The organism is Nocardioides aurantiacus (assembly GCF_003752505.1).
In the GTDB taxonomy this organism is placed as follows: Bacteria; Actinomycetota; Actinomycetes; order Propionibacteriales; family Nocardioidaceae; genus Marmoricola; species Marmoricola aurantiacus.
Map to the genome: position 1 here is coordinate 1283277 of NZ_RKHO01000001.1, position 17273 is coordinate 1300549.

A 17273-nucleotide genomic window follows, 5' to 3' on the forward strand; every position below is an offset into this window, starting at 1 on the left:
GTGGTCAGTCATACGCCGCCTCCAGCGACCAGCCCTCGGGGGCGCGGAGCAGCAGCCAGGCGCGGCCGTCGGCACCGACGACCTGGAAGCGGGCCGACAGACCGGCGCCGCCGGACCACCAGCCCTCGTCGGTGGGCCAGGGGCCGGCCCACGCCTTGACCGGCTGCCACGGGACCTCGCCGCCCTCGACGCGGAACCGCGCGGGCTCGCCGGTGACGACGCCGCGCTCGGTCACCCGCACGTCCTGGTCGCGGTCGTCGAGGACCTCGGCGTCGCGCGGGACGGCGAAGACCCGCACGGGCGCCGGACCCGGGACCCGTCCGGGCCACGGCCGGTCGAGGGGGCGCAGGTCGACGGCGCGCTCGCCCCACGGCACCAGCGCCTGCCGCGCGGCCGGGCTGCGACCGCCCTGCAGGACGGGCCGGACCACGGCGTCGAAGCCGATCATCCCCTGGACCCGCGCCACGCCCCGCTCGACGAGGTCGTCCGACGCGCTGCCCCACAGCGCCTCGCCGTGGGCGGCCGCGGACTCCACGACCTCGGGCACGAAGCGGATGCGCTCGATGGGCGCGCGCACGGTGCCGACGTCCTTGCGGGAGCGCAGCGAGCCGCCGACGTCGGCCGACTGCAGCTGCCAGTGCACCCGGTCGACCAGGTCGCGGGCCCCGAAGTGACGTGGGTGCATCCAGACGCGCGTGGAGCAGACGACGCCCTCGGACTCGGCCTCGACCCGGACGCCGGTGGCGACGAGCTGGCGGCGGGCCAGCTGGTCGACGAACCGCTCGGCGGTGGTGCGCACGCTGAAGGTGACCGCCTCGACGGACTCCAGCGGCGGCTCGAAGGGCACCTCGGCGTCCAGCTCGGGAGGCGGTTGGCGGGCCGCGAACAGCGTCTGGTCCTCGCCCCGCGCGCGGCGGCGTACGGCGGCACCGTAGGCACCCAGCCGGTGGCCGACCGCCTCGGCCGGCAGGTCGGCCAGGTCGCCCAGCGAGCGCATCCCGAGGCGCTCCAGGAGGCTGACCAGCTCGCGCCCCTGCGGACCCTCGTCGGCCAGCACGGCGACGGGGAGACCGCGCAGGAACGCCGGGGAACCGCCGGGGGGCACGACCGTCCACGACTGGGCGTCGGCGCTGCGGGCCGCCTGCTCGGCGGTGAAGAGGTCGTCGGCGACGCCGAGACGCACGTCGCGGACGCCGATGCCGACGAGGGCCTCGGCGACCGTCGCGCCGGCGTAGGTCTCGTTGCCGTACCACCGGTCGGGCGCCCGGACGGCGAGCAGCCCCGGGCGCAGCGCGGCCACGCCGGGTCGCAGGTCCTCCACCGTCGCCAGGACCGGCTCGAAGGCCCGGGCGTCGCGGTCGGGGTTGGCCGGGAGCAGCACCAGCTCGGGGCACCGGGCCTGGGCGTCGCGGCGGCGCTGGCCCCGGCGCACGCCCTCGGCGCGGGCGGGGCCGTTGCACACCTCGACGAGGTTGGCGTGGAGCACGGCGGCGGGGGAGCGCACCGACGCCCCGGCCTCCTCGAGCGCGGCGACCACCGACCAGTCGGGGCACCACACCACCATCACCCGCATCAGGGCCTCATCCGATCGCCCGGCGGACGTCGCGCAGCGCCACCGGGTCGAGCCGCTCGACGCGGTCGACGTGGGGCCAGCTCAGGTCGACGCGGCGCGGCGGGCGCGAGCCCCGGTGCACGAGCACGCCGGCACGTCGCTCCTCCAGCTGTCCGGGACCGGCCCCGGGACCGGCCCAGGCGGAGTCGACCGTGCTGAGCCTGGCCTCGACGCGTGGCCACCGACCGTGGACCACGAGCACGGCCGCGCGGTTGCGCAGGCGCGAGTCGAGCACGGCCGCGGTGCGCTCGCTGACGGTGGCCGGCGGGCGCAGGACCACCACGCGCAGCACGTCGACCAGGGCTGCCGTCACCTCCACCCAGTGCTCGCCCAGGTCCGGCACCAGCACGGTGCGCGAGAGCTCGATCCCGAGCCCGGCCGCGGCCTCGGCCCCGAAGTCGGGGCAGCCGGCGAATCCGACCCACGCGCCCTCCTGGGAGGCGCCGGCCGCCAGGGCGAGGGCCAACGAGGCCGAGTCGACGGCGTAGGTCGCCCCGGAGTGCATCGGCAGCACGTCCGCCAGTCCGGGAAGGGTGGGCACGGGCTCGGCCGACGGCCTACGCTCCATGGCAGCCACCCGCTCGCGCAGCTGCTCCACGACCGACCGGCCCGGGTCGAGCTCGGCGGTGCGGGCGGAGGGCATGGGTCTAGGATCGAACACATGTTCGAACTCGTCAAGCCGTTCGAACACCACGTGTGGATGGACAGGAAGTGCTCGTGCGTCGTCGCGGTCTCGTCGTGGGTGGGCTCCTCACGCTCGCCCTGGGGATGCAGCCCGGGATGTCGCCCGAGGCCCCGGCAACGGCGGCCGAGCAGGCCGCCGAGCCCGCCCCGACGCCCGTGTGGCGGGTGCTGCGCGCCGAGAGCTTCACCAAGACGCTGACGGTGAACAGCGCGCCGTGGGTGAGGGACCCGCAGACCGCGACGAGCCGGTGGGCGGTCGACCAGTTCGACGACAACGGCAGGGTCTGGCACGCGATCAGCGACCCGGCGATGACCCGGCAGCTGCGGACCATGAACGTCTACCGCAAGCGGGTCGCCTTCGGCACCGACGGCTGGCTGACCGCCGAGGTCGCCGCCGTCGACAAGAACCGCAACGGGATCCCCGACTCCCAGCCCGGCCTGGCGACCACCGTGCTGCCCGACGGCCAGCGCGCCGCGCGGATCAGCGAGCCGTCCTGGGACGCGGGCGTCGTGATCCGACCCACCCGCGCGCTGCCGGCGGCGTACCGCGTGGAGATGACGCTGCGCGGCATCGACTTCGGCGGCAAGCGCCACGGCTCGCTGCAGTACGCCGGGAAGACCAACGGCTACCGCACCGGGACCTGCAAGACGGCGTTCCCGTGGACGTTCTCCGGCGCCATCCCGGGCCGGCCGCGCTGCCGCTACCCGAGCGTGACCAAGGAGAACGGGTTCTACTTCCTGACGATCCTGGACCACGCCAACGGCGCGCCGCACGGCAACGCCGGCATCCACTACCGCCGCAAGGTGGTGCTCGACTCCTACAACAGCCAGGCGTCGTGGTCGGCGTCCAACGCGATCTGCAACCCCGCGACCGGGAAGCTCGAGAGCACCCTGGCCGGCACCTACAACGCCGTCAACGCGGCGTTCGTGCGCGGCGACGCGTTCCGGCGCGAGAACAACAACGTGGGCAACCAGTACTTCTTCCGCACGCCCTGCGGCGACTTCGACGGCGCCGGCCGCTGGGGCCCCGACGGCCGCTACCGCGACCTCGCCTCCAGCGTCGAGCTGCGCCCCGAGCTGCTGCCGACGAAGCGCTACCGGTTCGCCGTCGAGCGCGACGCGAGCGGCTACACGATCGAGCTGACCGGGCCGTTCCGCCACGTCGGCCAGGCGACGTACCGGCTGCACCACGACTTCGTCGAGGACGGCCGCCCGATCTGGCACTACAACCAGACGCCGGGGGAGTACGACGGCCGCTTCGACCGCTCGCTCACCCACACCGGACCCGCCGGGAAGTACGTCACCCGCCACACCTGGCCGGCCGGCTCGGCGTACCCCGACTCGTTCGTGATCGGCGACCCCCACCTCAACTTCTACGAGGGCTCGGCCGTCGTGGACGACGTCCGGCTGCTCGTCCCCACCGGCTGACCGACCCCGTCACGTCCGGGCGCCGGTGGAGTTCGGGGTTTCGCCTCCAACCGGTGGTCGGCTACCTACGCTGGCGGCCGTGACAACAGTGGACTCAGGTCCGGTCCCGCGAACGCGCGCCGAGCCGAGCCCTGCACCGAGCCCCCCACCGGTCCCTGCGCCGACCTCGAGCCTCCTCACCGGGACCACCGACGCGAACGGTGTGACGACCGCCCTGAGCAGGTCCCGCAGAGCGCGTGGGCTGGGAAGCATCCAGACCAAGCTGCTGCTGATGCTGCTGCTCGCCAGCATCGTCTCGACCGCCGTCGTCGGGTTCTTCGGCTACCGGTCCGGGACCGACGCACTGGAGGACGCGACGTACGCCCGGCTCCAGGAGGTCGGGAACGACCGCCGCAACGAGGTCCAGGACTTCATCGACCGGGAGAAGTCCGCGGTCCTGCTCGACAGCCGCGGCGCCGCCGTGCAGGCATCGAAGGCGTTCAACGCCGCTTTCGAGGACCTCGGCACGTCGCGGACCACGGCCCGACAGCGGGGCGCACTCGAGACGTTCTACACCGACACCTTCGTGCCCGAGCTGGAGAGGACACGGGGTCAGGAGTACGAGGCCGCGGCGTTCGTGCCGTCGACGGCGGCCCGCACCTACCTCCAGGCCAACTACACCCGGTTCTCGGGCGACGCCGACACCTCGGTCCGGCGCGACGACGCCGGCGACGGGAGCGCCTGGACCGAGGCGAACAGGACGTACAACCCCTACTTCCGCTCGGTCGTCACCGAGCTGGGTCTCGACGACGTCGTCATGCTCGACAACGACGGGAACGTCGTCTACACCACGCGGAAACGGGCTGACCTGGGCAGCAACGTCGCCCGCGACGAGTACCGCGGCGGCGGGCTCCAGCAGGTGTACGACGCCGCCATCGAGTCCAACTCGAGCGGCTTCGTCAGTGTCGGCGACTTCGAGCACTACCTGCCCGCCTACGGCGCACCCACCATGTTCATCGCCTCCCCGATCGGCACGGCCGACGACCTCACCGGCGTGCTCGTCTACGAGCTGTCGGTCGAGAAGCTCAACACCGTGCTGACCGGCAACAAGACGCCCGGTGTGTACGAGGGTCTGGGCAGGAGCGGCGAGGCCTACCTCGTCGGCGAGGACGGCACCTTGCGCACCGACTCGCGCGAGCTGTTCGAGAACCCCGAGGGGTTCGCGTCCAAGGCGGTGGCGACCGGCACCCGCCCCGACGTCGCTGAGCGGATCGTGGAGACGCGCCAGACGATGCTGGCGCTGAAGGACAAGTCGGCGCCGGCACGTGAGGCGAGCCTGGGACGCTCGGGCACCATGCGCGCGCCCGACTACCTCGGCCACGACGTCCTGGCGTCGTACCAGCCGGCCAAGATCGAGGGCCTCGACTGGACGCTGGTGACCAAGATCTCGGCCCGCGAGGCCCTCGGGCCGGTGAGCGACTTCGCCCGCAACCTGCTCTTCGCGACGGCGGCGGTCATCCTCCTCATCTGCGCCGCATCAGTCCTGATGGCCCGGGTCTTCACCGTCCCGCTGAACCGGCTGCTCGAAGGGGTGCGCGCCGTGGCCGGCGGGCGGCTCGGCGCCCAGGTCGACGCCGGACGTCGTCACGACGAGTTCGGCGACCTGGGGGTGGCGTTCAACGACATGAGCTCCAGCCTGCGCACGAAGCAGGAGCTGATCGAGGCGCAGCGGGCCGAGAACGACCGCATCCTCTCGGGGCTGATGCCACCCCCGGTCGTGCAGCGGTACCGGGGCGGGGAGACCGACATCTCCGCGGAGCACGACGACGTGTCCGTGGTGTACGCCGAGGTGGAGGGCTTCGACCAGTTCACCGGTCGTCACTCCGCTTCCGAGTCCCTGACGCTGCTGAACGCGCTGTCGCGTGGTTTCGACGACGCCGCGCGCGCCGCCGGGATCGAGAAGGTCCGCAGCGTCGGGACGGGGTACGTCGCCTCCTCCGGCCTGGTCGTGCAGCGTGTCGACCACGCCCGTCGCGTCGTCGACTTCGCCCTCGGGGTCGCCGACATGGTGCAGCGGTTCAACAGCCAGCACGGCTCCAGGCTGGTGGTGCGAGCGGGCATCAACTCCGGAGCCGTCCGCAGCGGGCTGGTGGGACGGAGCGACGTCGTCTACAACCTGTGGGGCGACGCGGTGGACCTGGCGTACCGGGTCCGGACCGTGGCCGGACAACCCGGCATCTACGTCACCGACGAGGTGAAGCAGCGCCTCACCGGCGGCTACGAGTTCACCCGCACCGGGACCCTGACCGAGAGCGACAGCGCCGTCCCCGTGTGGCGGCTGCGCGGCGGCGGCGACCCGTGACCACCACCGACCGACCCTGGTTCGCCTGGGCCATGGTGGTCATCGTCGGCCTCCCCGTCCTGGTCCTGGTCCTGTCCGAGGTCCACCTGCGACTGCAGCGTCGGGGCAGCCCGCTCGCGGGCCCCCTCAACCGGTTGCGGTTGTGGCTGGTCCCCCTCGCCGCGCTGCTGATCCTGCTCACCCAGGCCGCCGACCTCAGCCGCGACAGCAACAGCGTCCGGCTCGTCGCGACGCTGGTCGGCATCCTGGCCGTCGGGATCACGCTCGGCGGGCTCAACGCGGTGCTGTTCGGCAACGCCACCGAGGGCACGTGGCGCGACCGCCTGCCCAGCATCTTCGTCGACCTGGCGCGGCTCGTCCTCGTCGCGAGCGGTGCCGCCATCGTCGCCTCACTCGTCTGGGACCTCGACGTCAGCGGCCTCTTCGCCGCCCTGGGCGTCGGCTCCATCGTCATCGGCCTCGCCCTGCAGAACGCCGTCGGCAGCGTCGTGTCCGGCTTGCTGCTGCTCTTCGAGCAACCCTTCAAGATCGGCGACACCCTCGACGTGGACGGCACCTCCGGCAAGGTGGTCGAGATGAACTGGCGCTCGACCCACCTCGACACCGGCACCGGCATCCAGGTCATCCCCAACGCCACCATCGCCGAGGCGTCGTTCGCGAACTACAGCCGCCCCACCCCCGCCCACGACCACGTGGTCTCCACGTCCTTCGCACCTGCCGACAGCCCCCACGACGTGATGCGCACGCTGATGGAGGTGGCCGAGGGGATCCCGTTCCTCCGGGCAGCCGGACGACCTTCGGTGCGCATGGGACCGGGCGGCACCTACGAGACCACGCTGCCCCTGGTCACGGCCGGTCAGTCGGCGCAGGCCGAGTCCCTGTTCCTGACGTGGCTCTGGTACGCCGCGCGCCGCAACGCGGTCTCCCTGGACGGCGAAGCCTTCGTCCGGCACCCCAAGGAGACGGTCGGCCAGGCGCTTCGATCGGTGCGGTCGACGCTGGGTCTCACCGACGACGAGATCGACGGCCTCGCGGACGTGTGTGCGGTCGAGACGTACGGCCAGGGCGAGACGATGCTCCGTGCAGGCCTGGTGCCGGACCGGTTCGCGTTCGTCGTCGGCGGCCACGTCCGACTGGTGGCCCGGACCAGCGACGGCGCCCAGCTCGACGTGGTCGACCTCGAACGCGGCGACGTCCTCGGCGCCCAGGCCCTCCTCCGCCAGCAGGTCCCCATGTCCAGCGTCGCCGCCACCAACGTCGAGGTGCTGCAGATCCCGCTGTCGGTCATCGACGAGCTCGTCGGGCAGAAGCCGCGGGTCGCGCGGACTCTCAACGCGATCGTCGAGACCCGCGACACCCAGATGCAGCAGGCTTTCGAGTCGCTCAACGGCTCCGAGGAGCTCGCGGCACCGGTGCACCCCGCGCTGACCCCTCGCCTCAGGGTGCGTGCCTGAGCCCTCCTCCTGGGCTCCGGGCGCACCACACCCCCGACCGACAGCAGCGGAGTCGTCCGGGGGGTGTCGTGCGGGGCCGCACGAGGCGACCGACGGCAAGGGTGACGACGGGCCCGACCGGCGTACCGGTCGACGTCCGGCTGATGGTCCCCACCGGCTGAGGAGCCGGTCCGCTCCGTCGGCGAGCCTTGACATCGGCTGCGTCCGGTCCGAGCGTGGCGGGATGTCGGAGTCCGAGCGCATCGCGTGCGTGGTGGTGGGTGGCGGGCCGGCCGGGATGGTCCTCGCGCTGCTGCTCGCCCGGGCCGGGGTCGAGGTGACCGTGCTGGAGAAGCACGCCGACTTCCTGCGCGACTTCCGCGGCGACACCGTGCACCCCACGACGCTCGGCCTGCTCGACGACCTGGGGCTGTTCGAGGAGTTCGACGCCCTGCCCCAGTCGCACCTGACGCACGTCGCCTTCCCGTCGCCGGACGGGGACGACGTGGTGTTCGCCGACTTCGGTCGGCTCCGGCTGCGGCACCCCTACATCGCGATGGTCCCGCAGTGGGACCTGCTCGACCTGCTCGCCACCGCGGGGCGTCGCGAGGCGGCCTACACGCTGCGGACCGAGCACGAGGTCACAGGGGTGGTCCGCGACGGCGGCCGGGTGGTCGGGGTCGACTACCGGACGCCGCACGGTGAGGGCCGGCTGCTGGCGGACCTCGTCGTCGCCTGCGACGGGCGCTGGTCGGTGGTCCGCCGAGAGCTCCGGCTCCCCGCCCGTGCGTTCCCGGTCGACTTCGACGCGTGGTGGTTCCGCGTGCCGACGAGCAGTCCGGTGGGGGAGTCCCTGCTGCCGCGGTTGACCCGGGGTCGGCTGATGGTCGCCATCCCACGCCGGGGCTACCTGCAGGTGGCCTACCTGGGGTGGAAGGGGACGGATGCCGAGCTGCGGGCGCGCGGTGTCGAGGCGCTGCGTGCCGAGGTGGCCGCGGTCGTCCCGGAGGTGGCCGGAGACGTCGGGGGCATCGCGTCGATGGACGAGGTCAAGCACCTCGACGTGCGGCTCGACCGGCTGAGGCGGTGGCACGTCCCGGGAGCCCTGTGCATCGGTGACGCCGCCCACGCCATGTCCCCGATGGGGGGAGTGGGGATCAACCTGGCGGTGCAGGACGCCGTCGCCGCTGCCCGCATCCTCGCCGGGCCCCTGCGTCGCGGTGAGCTGCACGACGGGCGCGGTGAGGACGTCCTCGCCCGCGTACGCCGCCGCCGCGCGATGCCCACCGCCGTGGTCCAGGGGGTGCAACGCCTGCTCCACCGCGGTGTCATCACCCCTGTCCTCGAGGGCCGCGTCGCCGCGCCGCCGCCGCGCCTGCTCGGTCTGCTGCGACGCGTCCCGGCGCTCACGGCGGTGCCGGCCGCAGTCGTCGGCATCGGGCCGCGCCCCGAACGCGCTCCGAGCTGGGCGCGGCGTACGTCGACCCGTCGGTGACTTGCCGGCGATGAGTCTCCCGACCGGAAGCGGTCGGAGCAGTGACACCCACGATCCGTCGACTCCGGGAGCACCCGATGTCCTTCCAGGCCTACCTCGACAACGCGGAGAAGAAGACCGGCAGGACCCCGCAGGAGCTCGTCGACCTCGCTCACGCGCGCGGCTTCGGCGCCGACACCAAGGCCGGCGACATCCTGGCCTGGCTCAAAGACGACTTCGACCTCGGTCGGGGGTACGGCATGGCGCTGGTCCACGTCATCAAGAACGGCCCCGGCATCAGCGACAAGCACGTCGGCAGCTCCGGCGTGCACCGGGACGAGTCGGCGGTGCTGCGGTTGGACGGGATCGCTGCACGCTAGTCCTGGTCGGCCGCGCGGCGCGGCAATCGCGGCGCTGTGCACCTTCGTCACAGTGGGCGGGGTGTCGCGGGTATGACCCACCTGTCGGTCCTGGACGCACAACACCCCCGACCGACTGCAGCGGAGTCGTCCGGGGGTGTCGTGCGGGGCCGCACGAGGCGACCGACGGCAAGGGTGACGACGGGCCCGACCGGCGTACCGGTCGAGCCCGTCGAGGGGTGGATCAGATGTCGTAGTAGAGCTCGAACTCGTGCGGGTGCGGACGCAGCTGCACGGGGAGGATCTCCTGCTGACGCTTGAAGTCGATCCAGGTCTCGATCAGGTCGGGGGTGAACACGTTGCCCTCGGTGAGGAACTCGTGGTCGCGCTCGAGGTTGTCGAGCACCGCGTTGAGCGAGGTCGGGACCTGGTCGATCTCGGCCATCTCGTCCGGCGGCAGCTCGTAGATGTCCTTGTCGATCGGGTCGGCGGGCTCGATCTTGTTCTTGATGCCGTCGAGGCCGGCCAGCAGCAGCGCCGAGAAGGCGAGGTAGGGGTTGGCCGACGGGTCGGGGCAGCGGAACTCGATGCGCTTGGCCTTGGGGTTGGCACCGGTGATCGGGATGCGCACGCAGGCCGAGCGGTTGCGCTGGCTGTAGACCAGCGAGATCGGGGCCTCGAAGCCGGGCACCAGTCGGTGGTAGGAGTTCACCGTCGGGTTGGTGAACGCCAGCAGCGACGGGGCGTGCTTGAGGATGCCGCCGATGTAGTAGCGCGCCATGTCGGAGAGGCCGGCGTACCCGGTCTCGTCGTAGAACAGCGGCTCGCCGTTGTTCCAGATCGACTGGTGGACGTGCATGCCGGAGCCGTTGTCGCCGAAGATCGGCTTGGGCATGAAGGTCGCGGTCTTGCCGTTGCGCCAGGCGACGTTCTTCACGAGGTACTTGAACTTCATGACGTCGTCGGCGGCCTTGAGCAGCTCGTCGAACTTGTAGTTGATCTCGGCCTGGCCGGCGGTGCCGACCTCGTGGTGGGCGCGCTCGACGGTGAGGCCGGACTTCTCCAGCTCGATGACCATCTCGTCGCGCAGCTCACCGAAGTGGTCGTACGGCGCGACGGGGAAGTAGCCGCCCTTGTACTTCACCTTGTAGCCGCGGTTGTTGTCCTCGGAGCCCGAGTTCCAGGCGCCGGCCTCGGAGTCGATCTCGTAGAAGCCGGTGTTGGCCTTGGTCTCGAAGCGGACGCTGTCGAAGACGTAGAACTCGGCCTCGGGAGCGAAGTAGGCGGTGTCGCCGACGCCGGTGCTCTGCAGGAACGCCATCGCCTTGCGCGCGATGTTGCGCGGGTCGCGGGAGTAGGCCTCACCGGTGATCGGGTCGTGGATGAAGAAGTTCACGACCAGGGTCTTGGCGGTGCGGAAGGGGTCGATGTAGGCCGTGGTGGGGTCCGGGAACAGCGACATGTCGGACTCGTGGATCGCCTGGAAGCCACGGATCGAGGACCCGTCGAAGCTCAGGCCGTCGTCGAACACCGACTGGTCGAACGACGAGACCGGCACGGTGAAGTGCTGCATCACACCGGGAAGGTCGCAGAAACGGACGTCGACCATCTCGACGCCCTCGTCCTTGACGTACTTCAGCAGCTCTTCGCTGTTGTTGAACATTCGTCCTCCTTGGCCGCCGTGCGACCGCCGGGAAATGGTGAGCGTGACGTCAGCGAGCTGACGCGACCACGCGAAACTACGTACGGGCCGTTGCACGACCGTATCCACATTGTTTCGGGCACGTAACACGACGGTCACCCAGCGGTCGTCCACCACCCCCTCCTGGCTAGGCTCGGCGCGTGCCTGAGTACGCCTCCTGGGGACGGCGCATCCTCGCCCTCGCCATCGACTGGATCGCCTCGATCCTCGCCGTCGTGGGGCTCGTGGGCTTCGCCCGCTACCTCGACGACCCGTCGTCGGGCTGGTGGGTCCTCGGTGTGTTCGCGGTGCAGGTGACGCTGCTGACCGCGTTGGTCGGCGGTTCGTTCGGACAGATCTGCACCGGCGTGCGCGTGCTGCGCGAGGACGGTCGGCTGCTGCCCTTCATCCCCACCCTGCTCCGCACCGTCCTGATCTGCCTGGTGGTGCCGCCGATCATCTTCCAGTCGGCCACCGGTCGGGGGCTGCACGACCTGTGGACCCGGTCCGCGGCGTACGACGCCCGCAGCGCCCGCCGAGCCGCCTGACCCGCCTCCTCAGGCGGGTGGCAGCACACCCCGCCGCACCGTGAGGTGCTCGGGCCAGGTGACGACGAGCTCGCCGCCCGGGGGAGTGACCCGCCACCGCTCGACCAGCTCGCCCAGCCGCCGCTGCACCCGCTCCACCTCGCGCGGAGTGGCGTACGCCGATGCCCGGTCGGGGTCGAGCCGTCCCTCGTGGTCGACGCACGCCGCCAGCGATTCCGAGCGCGAGGCGTCGGCCGCACCGGCGCGCGAGAGCCGCCGCGAGCGACGTTGGTCGCGGACGGGGTTGCGCTCGGCCGGGGGCGGGGTGAAGAAGCCACCCAGGTCGCCACCGGCCGCGACCTGGCCGAAGATGCCGAGACGGAGCCCCAGCGCCTCCTCGATCGCGAGGTGGACGAGGTCGTGCGGCACGTCGCCCACCGGGGCGCCGACGCCCACTCGGGGCGGCACGTCGGGGCCGGTGTCGTGGCGCCCGGAGCGACGTACGCCCACGCGGTAGCGGCGACCCTCGACCCGCTCGAAGACGACCTCCACGCGGGCGAGGCTACGGAGCGACCATCGGGTCGCGCCAGTGGTTCAGCGACCGCGCAGGTTGCCGCGCTGGCCCTTCATCGAGGTCGGGATCGGGCCCTTGGGCATCGGCACGGCCGAGCGGTGGGCGTCGATGGCCTTGATGCGCGCGAGCACGTCGGTCAGCTGCGCGGGCTTGACCTCCTTGCCGAGCTTCTGGACCGTCTTGGTCAGCTTGGGCAGCGGCACCTGGCCGGGCTCACGGCCCACGACCAGCTCGTGGATCGGCACCTCGCGCGCGACCCGCTCGTGGCGACGACGCTCCGAGGCGAGCAGGCCCTTGAGGCGGGTCGGGTTGCCCTCGCCGATCAGCACGATGCCGGGACGGCCCACGACGCGCGTGACGATGTCCTGCTGCTTGTTGACCGCCACGGCGGGGTCGGTCTTCCAGCCGCGGCGCAGCTGCTGCAGCGCGGCGGCGGCGGCGCCGGGACGCCCCTCGATCTGCTTGTACGCCGCGGTGGCGGCGCGGCGGCCGAAGACCACCAGCACCGCGAACAGGCCGACGAGCACGCCGATCAGGATCGGGAACCAGAGCGTGCGGAAGATCAGCAGCATCAGCGCGAAGCCGGCGAGGCCCGCGAGCAGGAAGGTGCCCAGCAGAATCAGTCCGATCTTCGGATCGGACTTCTTGGTCATGGTGTAGCTCTGCCGGATCTGTGCGATCCGACCGGGCTTGGAGGGGTCCTTGACCTTCTTCGCCTTGGGCTGCTTCTCGAGCTTCGTCGCCATGGGTGATGCCTTCGGGTGGTTCGGGTGGGCCGTCACCCAGTCTCTCAGACGGGACCGGGGAGGGTCAGGACGCGGTCTCGCGCGCCTCGATCGCCTGCTTGTAGAGACGCCCGGCGCGGTAGGAGGACCGCACGAGCGGACCGCTCAGCACGCCGGCAAAGCCTATCTCCTCGGCCTCGGTCGTCATCTCGACGAACTCCTCGGGCTTGACCCACCGCTCCACGGGGTGGTGGCGCGGCGAGGGGCGGAGGTACTGCGTGATGGTGATCAGCTCGCAGCCCGCGCCGTGGAGGTCGACCAGCGCCTGGTGGATCTCCTCGCGGGTCTCGCCCATGCCGAGGATCAGGTTGGACTTGGTCACCAGGCCGAACTCGCGGGCCTGGGTGATCACGTCGAGCGACCGCTCGTAGGTGAACGCCGGGCGGATCCGCTTGAAGATCCGCGGCACCGTCTCGACGTTGTGGGCGAGCACCTCGGGGCGGCTCTCGAAGACCTCGCGCAGCAGGTCGGGCTTGCCGTTGAAGTCGGGGATGAGGTTCTCCACGCCGGTGCCGGGGTTCAGCTCGTGGATCTGCTTCACCGTCTCGGCGTACAGCCAGGCGCCGCCGTCGGGCAGGTCGTCACGGGCGACGCCGGTGATGGTGGCGTAGCGCAGGCCCATCGTCTGGACGGACTCGGCGACGCGGCGGGGCTCGTCGCGGTCGAGCGGCTGCGGCTTGCCGGTGTCGATCTGGCAGAAGTCGCAGCGGCGGGTGCACTGGTCGCCGCCGATGAGGAAGGTCGCCTCGCGGTCCTCCCAGCACTCGTAGATGTTGGGACAGCCGGCTTCCTGGCACACGGTGTGCAGGCCCTCGGACTTCACGAGCTTCTGCAGCTCGGTGTACTGCGGGCCCATCTTGGCGCGCGTCTTGATCCACTCGGGCTTGCGCTCGATGGGGGTCTCGGCGTTGCGGGCCTCGAGTCGGAGGAGCTTGCGGCCTTCACTTGCTACCTGGGTCACCGCTCAAGCGTACGTCGGTGACGCAGGTCTCCCCGAGCCGGCGGTCGTGCGTGCCGCTCACATGTCGCGACGCGAGAACCACGCCAGCGAGACGACGCAGGCGAGCGCCAGCAGCGCGCCCAGGAACAGCACCGCCTCGGTGTGGGTCAGCACCTGCAGCTGCGAGCAGCGACCCAGCAGCGAGCAGGTGGCCGAGGGGTCGTCGTAGGTGTGGTCGGTGCGCAGCCAGCCGACCGCGTTGGTGCCGACGGCCCAGCGGCCGGCGCCGTCGACGGGCAGCAGGCTGACCGCGACCTCGCCGCCCACGGCGTACACGAACAGCAGTGCGAGGGTGGCCACGGTGTGCCGGAAGACCATGGTGAGGGCGAAGGCGCCGAGGCCCGCGGCGGCGCTCAGCGCGACCCCGCGGCCGACCTGGAGCGCGACGTCGCTCAGCTCCCCGCCGCTCACCTCGACGCCCCGTGCGCGGGCGACGAGCAGCAGCACGGCCCAGAACGCAGCCAGCGCCACGAGCGCGGTCGCGGCGCAGCCGAGCACCACCGCGCCCGCCTTGGCCAGCCAGACCCGGCGCCGACGGCCCTCGAAGAGCAGCTGGGTGGCCATCGAGCCCGAGCCCCAGTCGCCGCCGGCGAAGGTGCTGCCGGCGACGATGAGCAAGCCGGCGACCAGCAGCCCGACCTGCACGCCGCGTCCTTCGCGCACGACGGCGGGGTCCATCGCCTCGCGGGGGTAGAAGCTGTCCGCGGCGGGCAGCAGCGCCGAGGTGCAGTCGGCCGGCTCCGCCTCCGGGCCGAGGTAGTCGGTGGGCGCCTCGCGGCAGGCCCGGACCTCGGCGCGGACCTGCGGGTCGCGGCCCGCCAGGTCGACCTGCGCCTGCGCGTCGACGCGCTCGTCCTGGGTCAGCGGCCGCGTCTGGTAGGCCGTGAGGCCGGCCACCAGGGCCGCCGCCAGGACGGTGCCGAGCACCAGCAGCGCGATGCTGCGGCGGGTGCGGAACCGGCTCAGCTCGACCAGCAGCAGGCGCGTCACGAGGCTGCCCCCTGGTCGGGCCGCGCGTCACGACGACCGGTCAGGCCCAGGAAGAACGACTCCAGCGTCGGCCGCACCTCGGTCAGCTCGCTGACGAACAGCCCGCGCTCGGCCAGCAGCCGGGTCAGCCGGGCCGGGTCGCCGTGGCCCTCGACCAGCAGGGCCGCGCCGTCGCGGGTGACGGTGTGGCCCGCGGTCTCGAGGAAGTGCTGCGCGCCCCGCGGGTCGGCGACGACGAGGCGGGTGCGCGAGACCGCGTCGCCCAGCAGGTCCTGCACCGGCCCGGAGGCGAGCAGCCGGCCGCGGCCCACGATCGAGACGGAGTGGCAGACCTGCTGCACCTCGGCCAGGATGTGTGAGCTCAGCAGCACCGTGACGCCGGAGTCGCCGAGGGTGCGCACCAGGTCGCGGATCGAGCTGATGCCCGCCGGGTCGAGGCCGTTGGTGGGCTCGTCGAGGATCAGCAGGTCGGGGTCCTTGAGCAGCGCCGAGGCGATGGCCAGGCGCTGGCGCATGCCGCCGGAGTAGGCGGCGTACGACGTGCGGTCGCGGCGTTCGAGCCCGACCTGGTCCAGTGCCGCCTCGACCGCGCCGCGCGGGGCGCCGACGGTGCGGGCAAGCAGGCCGAGGTTCTTGCGGCCCGAGAGCGTGGGCACGAAGTGGGGCGCCTCGACGACCGCGCCGACCCGGCCCAGCACGTCCGGCAGTCCCGCCGGCACGTCGGTGCCGAAGAGCCGCATCTGCCCGCTCGTGGGCCGGGCCAGGCCCAACAGCAGCCGCAGCGTCGTGGTCTTGCCCGAGCCGTTGGGGCCGAGGAAGCCGTGGACACCGCCTGCGGGGACGGCCAGGTCGAGCCCGTCGAGCGCGGCGTGGCGACGGAGGCCGGAGCGGTAGACCTTGCGCAGGTCGCTCGTCTCGATCACGAGCTCGCTCATGCGACGTGCACCCCTCGTCGGCCGCCCGGTCCTGGACCGGTCCAGCATGGCGCAGCGGTCGGTCAGCCCCGCGGATTGAGCACGGGGACACGCAGGTCCGCGTGCGTGCTCGCCACGGCAGGCCGGCGGCCCGGCTCGGGCCGGGGGTCGTAGTCGGGCGTCGCGGCGTACGGCTCCCAGGCGAGCAGCTCGCTCAGCCGTGCCCGCACCAGCGGGAGCACCTCGGTGACGGTGACCCGCCGGCCGAGCTCCTGGCTGAGCGTGGTGACGCCGGCGTCGTCGATGCCGCAGGGCACGAACCGGTCGTACCACGCCAGGTCGACGTCGCAGTTGAGCGAGAAGCCGTGCATGGTGACGCCGCGGGCCACGCGGATGCCGAGCGCCGCGATCTTGCGCTCGGGCCGGCCGGGGCCAGCGTCGGTGCCCGGCGTCGCCCGGAGCCACACGCCGCTCCGGCCCGGCACGCGGGCGGTGGTGACGCCCAGGTCGGCGCAGACCAGGATCAGCGCCTCCTCGACGCGGCGCACGTAGTCGACGACCAGGACGTGGTCGGGCAGCCGCACGATCGGGTAGCCGACCAGCTGGCCGGGGCCGTGGAAGGTGATCTTGCCGCCGCGGTCGACGTCGACGACCTGCACGGGCTCGCCGGTGGCGGTGGAGAGGTCGGTGGGCCGCTCGTGGGGCTCGGTGCGCTTGCCGGCGGTGTAGACGGCCGGGTGCTCGAGCAGCAGCGTCGTGCCGGGGGCACCGGCGACGACCTCGGCGTGCACGGCTCGCTGCCGCTCCCACGCCTCGAGGTAGTCCACGGGCGCGGCGGTCAGGTCCTGGAACAGCAGCTCGGCCACCCGGCCACGGTATCTCGCCCCGCGGCGGGATCCGCCTGTGGACGACCGCCCACGGGGGCGCCGGAGCGGGCAGCCTGGGCCCATGGCGGTGTGGCGGGCGGTGGGTCTCGGGCTGTGCGTGGCGCTGGTCGCGCTGGCGGTGTGGACGGGGCGGGAGCCGCCCTCACCGGCCCCGACGGCGCCGACGGTCCGGGCGGCGGCGGTCTCGCCGTCCCCGCGGTCGGAGGCGGGGCCACGCGCGGTGCTGCGGGCGTGGGACCGGCGGCGGGCGGCGGCGTGGGCTGCGGGGGACGCCGAGGCGCTGCGGCGGCTCTACGTGCCCGGGTCGCGGGCCGGGCGGTCCGACGTACGCCTGCTGGGGGAGTACGCCGCCCGCGGCGTCCGGGTGCGCCGGCTCACCACCCAGGTCTTCGCCGTCGACGTCGTCGGAGCAGCGCCCCGTCGGTGGCGGCTGCGCGTGGTCGACCGGGTCGCCGGTGGCGAGCTCGTCGCGAGGGGGCGGGTGCGGGCGCTGCGCAGCGGCCCGGTGGTCACCCGTCGGGTCGAGCTCGTGCGCCGCGACGACGGCTGGCGGGTGGGCCGGTCGACCGCCGTGGACTAGCGGC

General features: G+C 72.6%; 16 protein-coding genes. 7 read left to right on the plus strand and 9 right to left on the minus strand.

Annotated elements, in window-relative coordinates:
- Positions 1-4: 4 nt before the first annotated feature.
- Positions 5-1573, minus strand: a complete 1569-nt coding sequence (locus EDD33_RS06140) for a DNA polymerase Y family protein (protein WP_123389550.1) — start codon at positions 1571-1573, stop codon at positions 5-7.
- 7 nt (positions 1574-1580) lie between these two features.
- The gene (locus tag EDD33_RS06145; RefSeq protein ID WP_123389551.1) at positions 1581-2255 is read right to left on the minus strand and encodes a hypothetical protein; all 675 of its coding nucleotides are present in this window, start codon (positions 2253-2255) and stop codon (positions 1581-1583) included.
- Positions 2256-2329: 74 nt separating this feature from the next.
- Here EDD33_RS06145 and EDD33_RS06150 point away from each other — a divergent pair, with 74 nt between their 5' ends.
- From EDD33_RS06150 to EDD33_RS06170, 5 genes are all read left to right on the plus strand, one after another.
- Positions 2330-3724, plus strand: coding sequence for a hypothetical protein (locus EDD33_RS06150; protein WP_148076950.1), 1395 nt, complete (start codon positions 2330-2332; stop codon positions 3722-3724).
- 202 nt (positions 3725-3926) lie between these two features.
- Positions 3927-6065: an adenylate/guanylate cyclase domain-containing protein gene (locus EDD33_RS06155; RefSeq protein WP_123389553.1), complete on the plus strand. Its 2139-nt coding sequence runs from the start codon at positions 3927-3929 to the stop codon at positions 6063-6065.
- Positions 6062-7519, plus strand: coding sequence for a mechanosensitive ion channel domain-containing protein (locus EDD33_RS06160; protein ID WP_148076951.1), 1458 nt, complete (start codon positions 6062-6064; stop codon positions 7517-7519). Before EDD33_RS06155 ends, EDD33_RS06160 begins: the two co-directional genes overlap by 4 nt.
- Before the next feature lie 223 nt (positions 7520-7742).
- A complete protein-coding gene (locus tag EDD33_RS06165) occupies positions 7743-8993 on the plus strand; it encodes an FAD-dependent oxidoreductase (protein ID WP_123389555.1) in 1251 nt (416 codons plus the stop codon).
- A 77-nt stretch (positions 8994-9070) separates the two neighbouring features.
- Positions 9071-9352 carry a DUF4287 domain-containing protein gene (locus tag EDD33_RS06170; protein WP_123389556.1) on the plus strand — a complete coding sequence of 94 codons (282 nt, stop codon included), beginning with the start codon at positions 9071-9073 and terminating at the stop codon, positions 9350-9352.
- 223 nt (positions 9353-9575) lie between these two features.
- On the opposite strand, the gene glnA is transcribed toward EDD33_RS06170, so the two are convergent.
- Positions 9576-10994, minus strand: coding sequence for a type I glutamate--ammonia ligase (glnA, locus tag EDD33_RS06175; protein ID WP_123389557.1), 1419 nt, complete (start codon positions 10992-10994; stop codon positions 9576-9578).
- A gap of 179 nt (positions 10995-11173) precedes the next feature.
- Here glnA and EDD33_RS06180 point away from each other — a divergent pair, with 179 nt between their 5' ends.
- Positions 11174-11560: an RDD family protein gene (locus EDD33_RS06180; RefSeq protein WP_123389558.1), complete on the plus strand. Its 387-nt coding sequence runs from the start codon at positions 11174-11176 to the stop codon at positions 11558-11560.
- A 9-nt stretch (positions 11561-11569) separates the two neighbouring features.
- Here EDD33_RS06180 and EDD33_RS06185 read toward each other — a convergent pair whose 3' ends face one another.
- The 6 genes from EDD33_RS06185 to lipB form a co-directional block, all read right to left on the minus strand.
- Positions 11570-12091, minus strand: coding sequence for a hypothetical protein (locus EDD33_RS06185; RefSeq protein WP_123389559.1), 522 nt, complete (start codon positions 12089-12091; stop codon positions 11570-11572).
- A gap of 42 nt (positions 12092-12133) precedes the next feature.
- The gene (locus EDD33_RS06190; RefSeq protein ID WP_123389560.1) at positions 12134-12859 is read right to left on the minus strand and encodes a DUF4191 domain-containing protein; all 726 of its coding nucleotides are present in this window, start codon (positions 12857-12859) and stop codon (positions 12134-12136) included.
- A 64-nt stretch (positions 12860-12923) separates the two neighbouring features.
- Positions 12924-13859, minus strand: coding sequence for a lipoyl synthase (lipA, locus tag EDD33_RS06195; RefSeq protein ID WP_123389561.1), 936 nt, complete (start codon positions 13857-13859; stop codon positions 12924-12926).
- 57 nt (positions 13860-13916) lie between these two features.
- Positions 13917-14888, minus strand: coding sequence for a hypothetical protein (locus EDD33_RS06200; protein ID WP_123389562.1), 972 nt, complete (start codon positions 14886-14888; stop codon positions 13917-13919).
- Positions 14885-15823 carry an ABC transporter ATP-binding protein gene (locus EDD33_RS06205; RefSeq protein ID WP_123389563.1) on the minus strand — a complete coding sequence of 313 codons (939 nt, stop codon included), beginning with the start codon at positions 15821-15823 and terminating at the stop codon, positions 14885-14887. The genes EDD33_RS06200 and EDD33_RS06205 overlap by 4 nt, the downstream gene beginning before the upstream one ends.
- A gap of 62 nt (positions 15824-15885) precedes the next feature.
- Positions 15886-16668, minus strand: a complete 783-nt coding sequence (lipB, locus tag EDD33_RS06210; protein WP_246003387.1) for a lipoyl(octanoyl) transferase LipB — start codon at positions 16666-16668, stop codon at positions 15886-15888.
- An 82-nt stretch (positions 16669-16750) separates the two neighbouring features.
- On the opposite strand from lipB, the gene EDD33_RS06215 reads away from it, so the two are divergent.
- Positions 16751-17269, plus strand: coding sequence for a hypothetical protein (locus EDD33_RS06215; RefSeq protein ID WP_148076952.1), 519 nt, complete (start codon positions 16751-16753; stop codon positions 17267-17269).
- Positions 17270-17273: the final 4 nt, after the last annotated feature.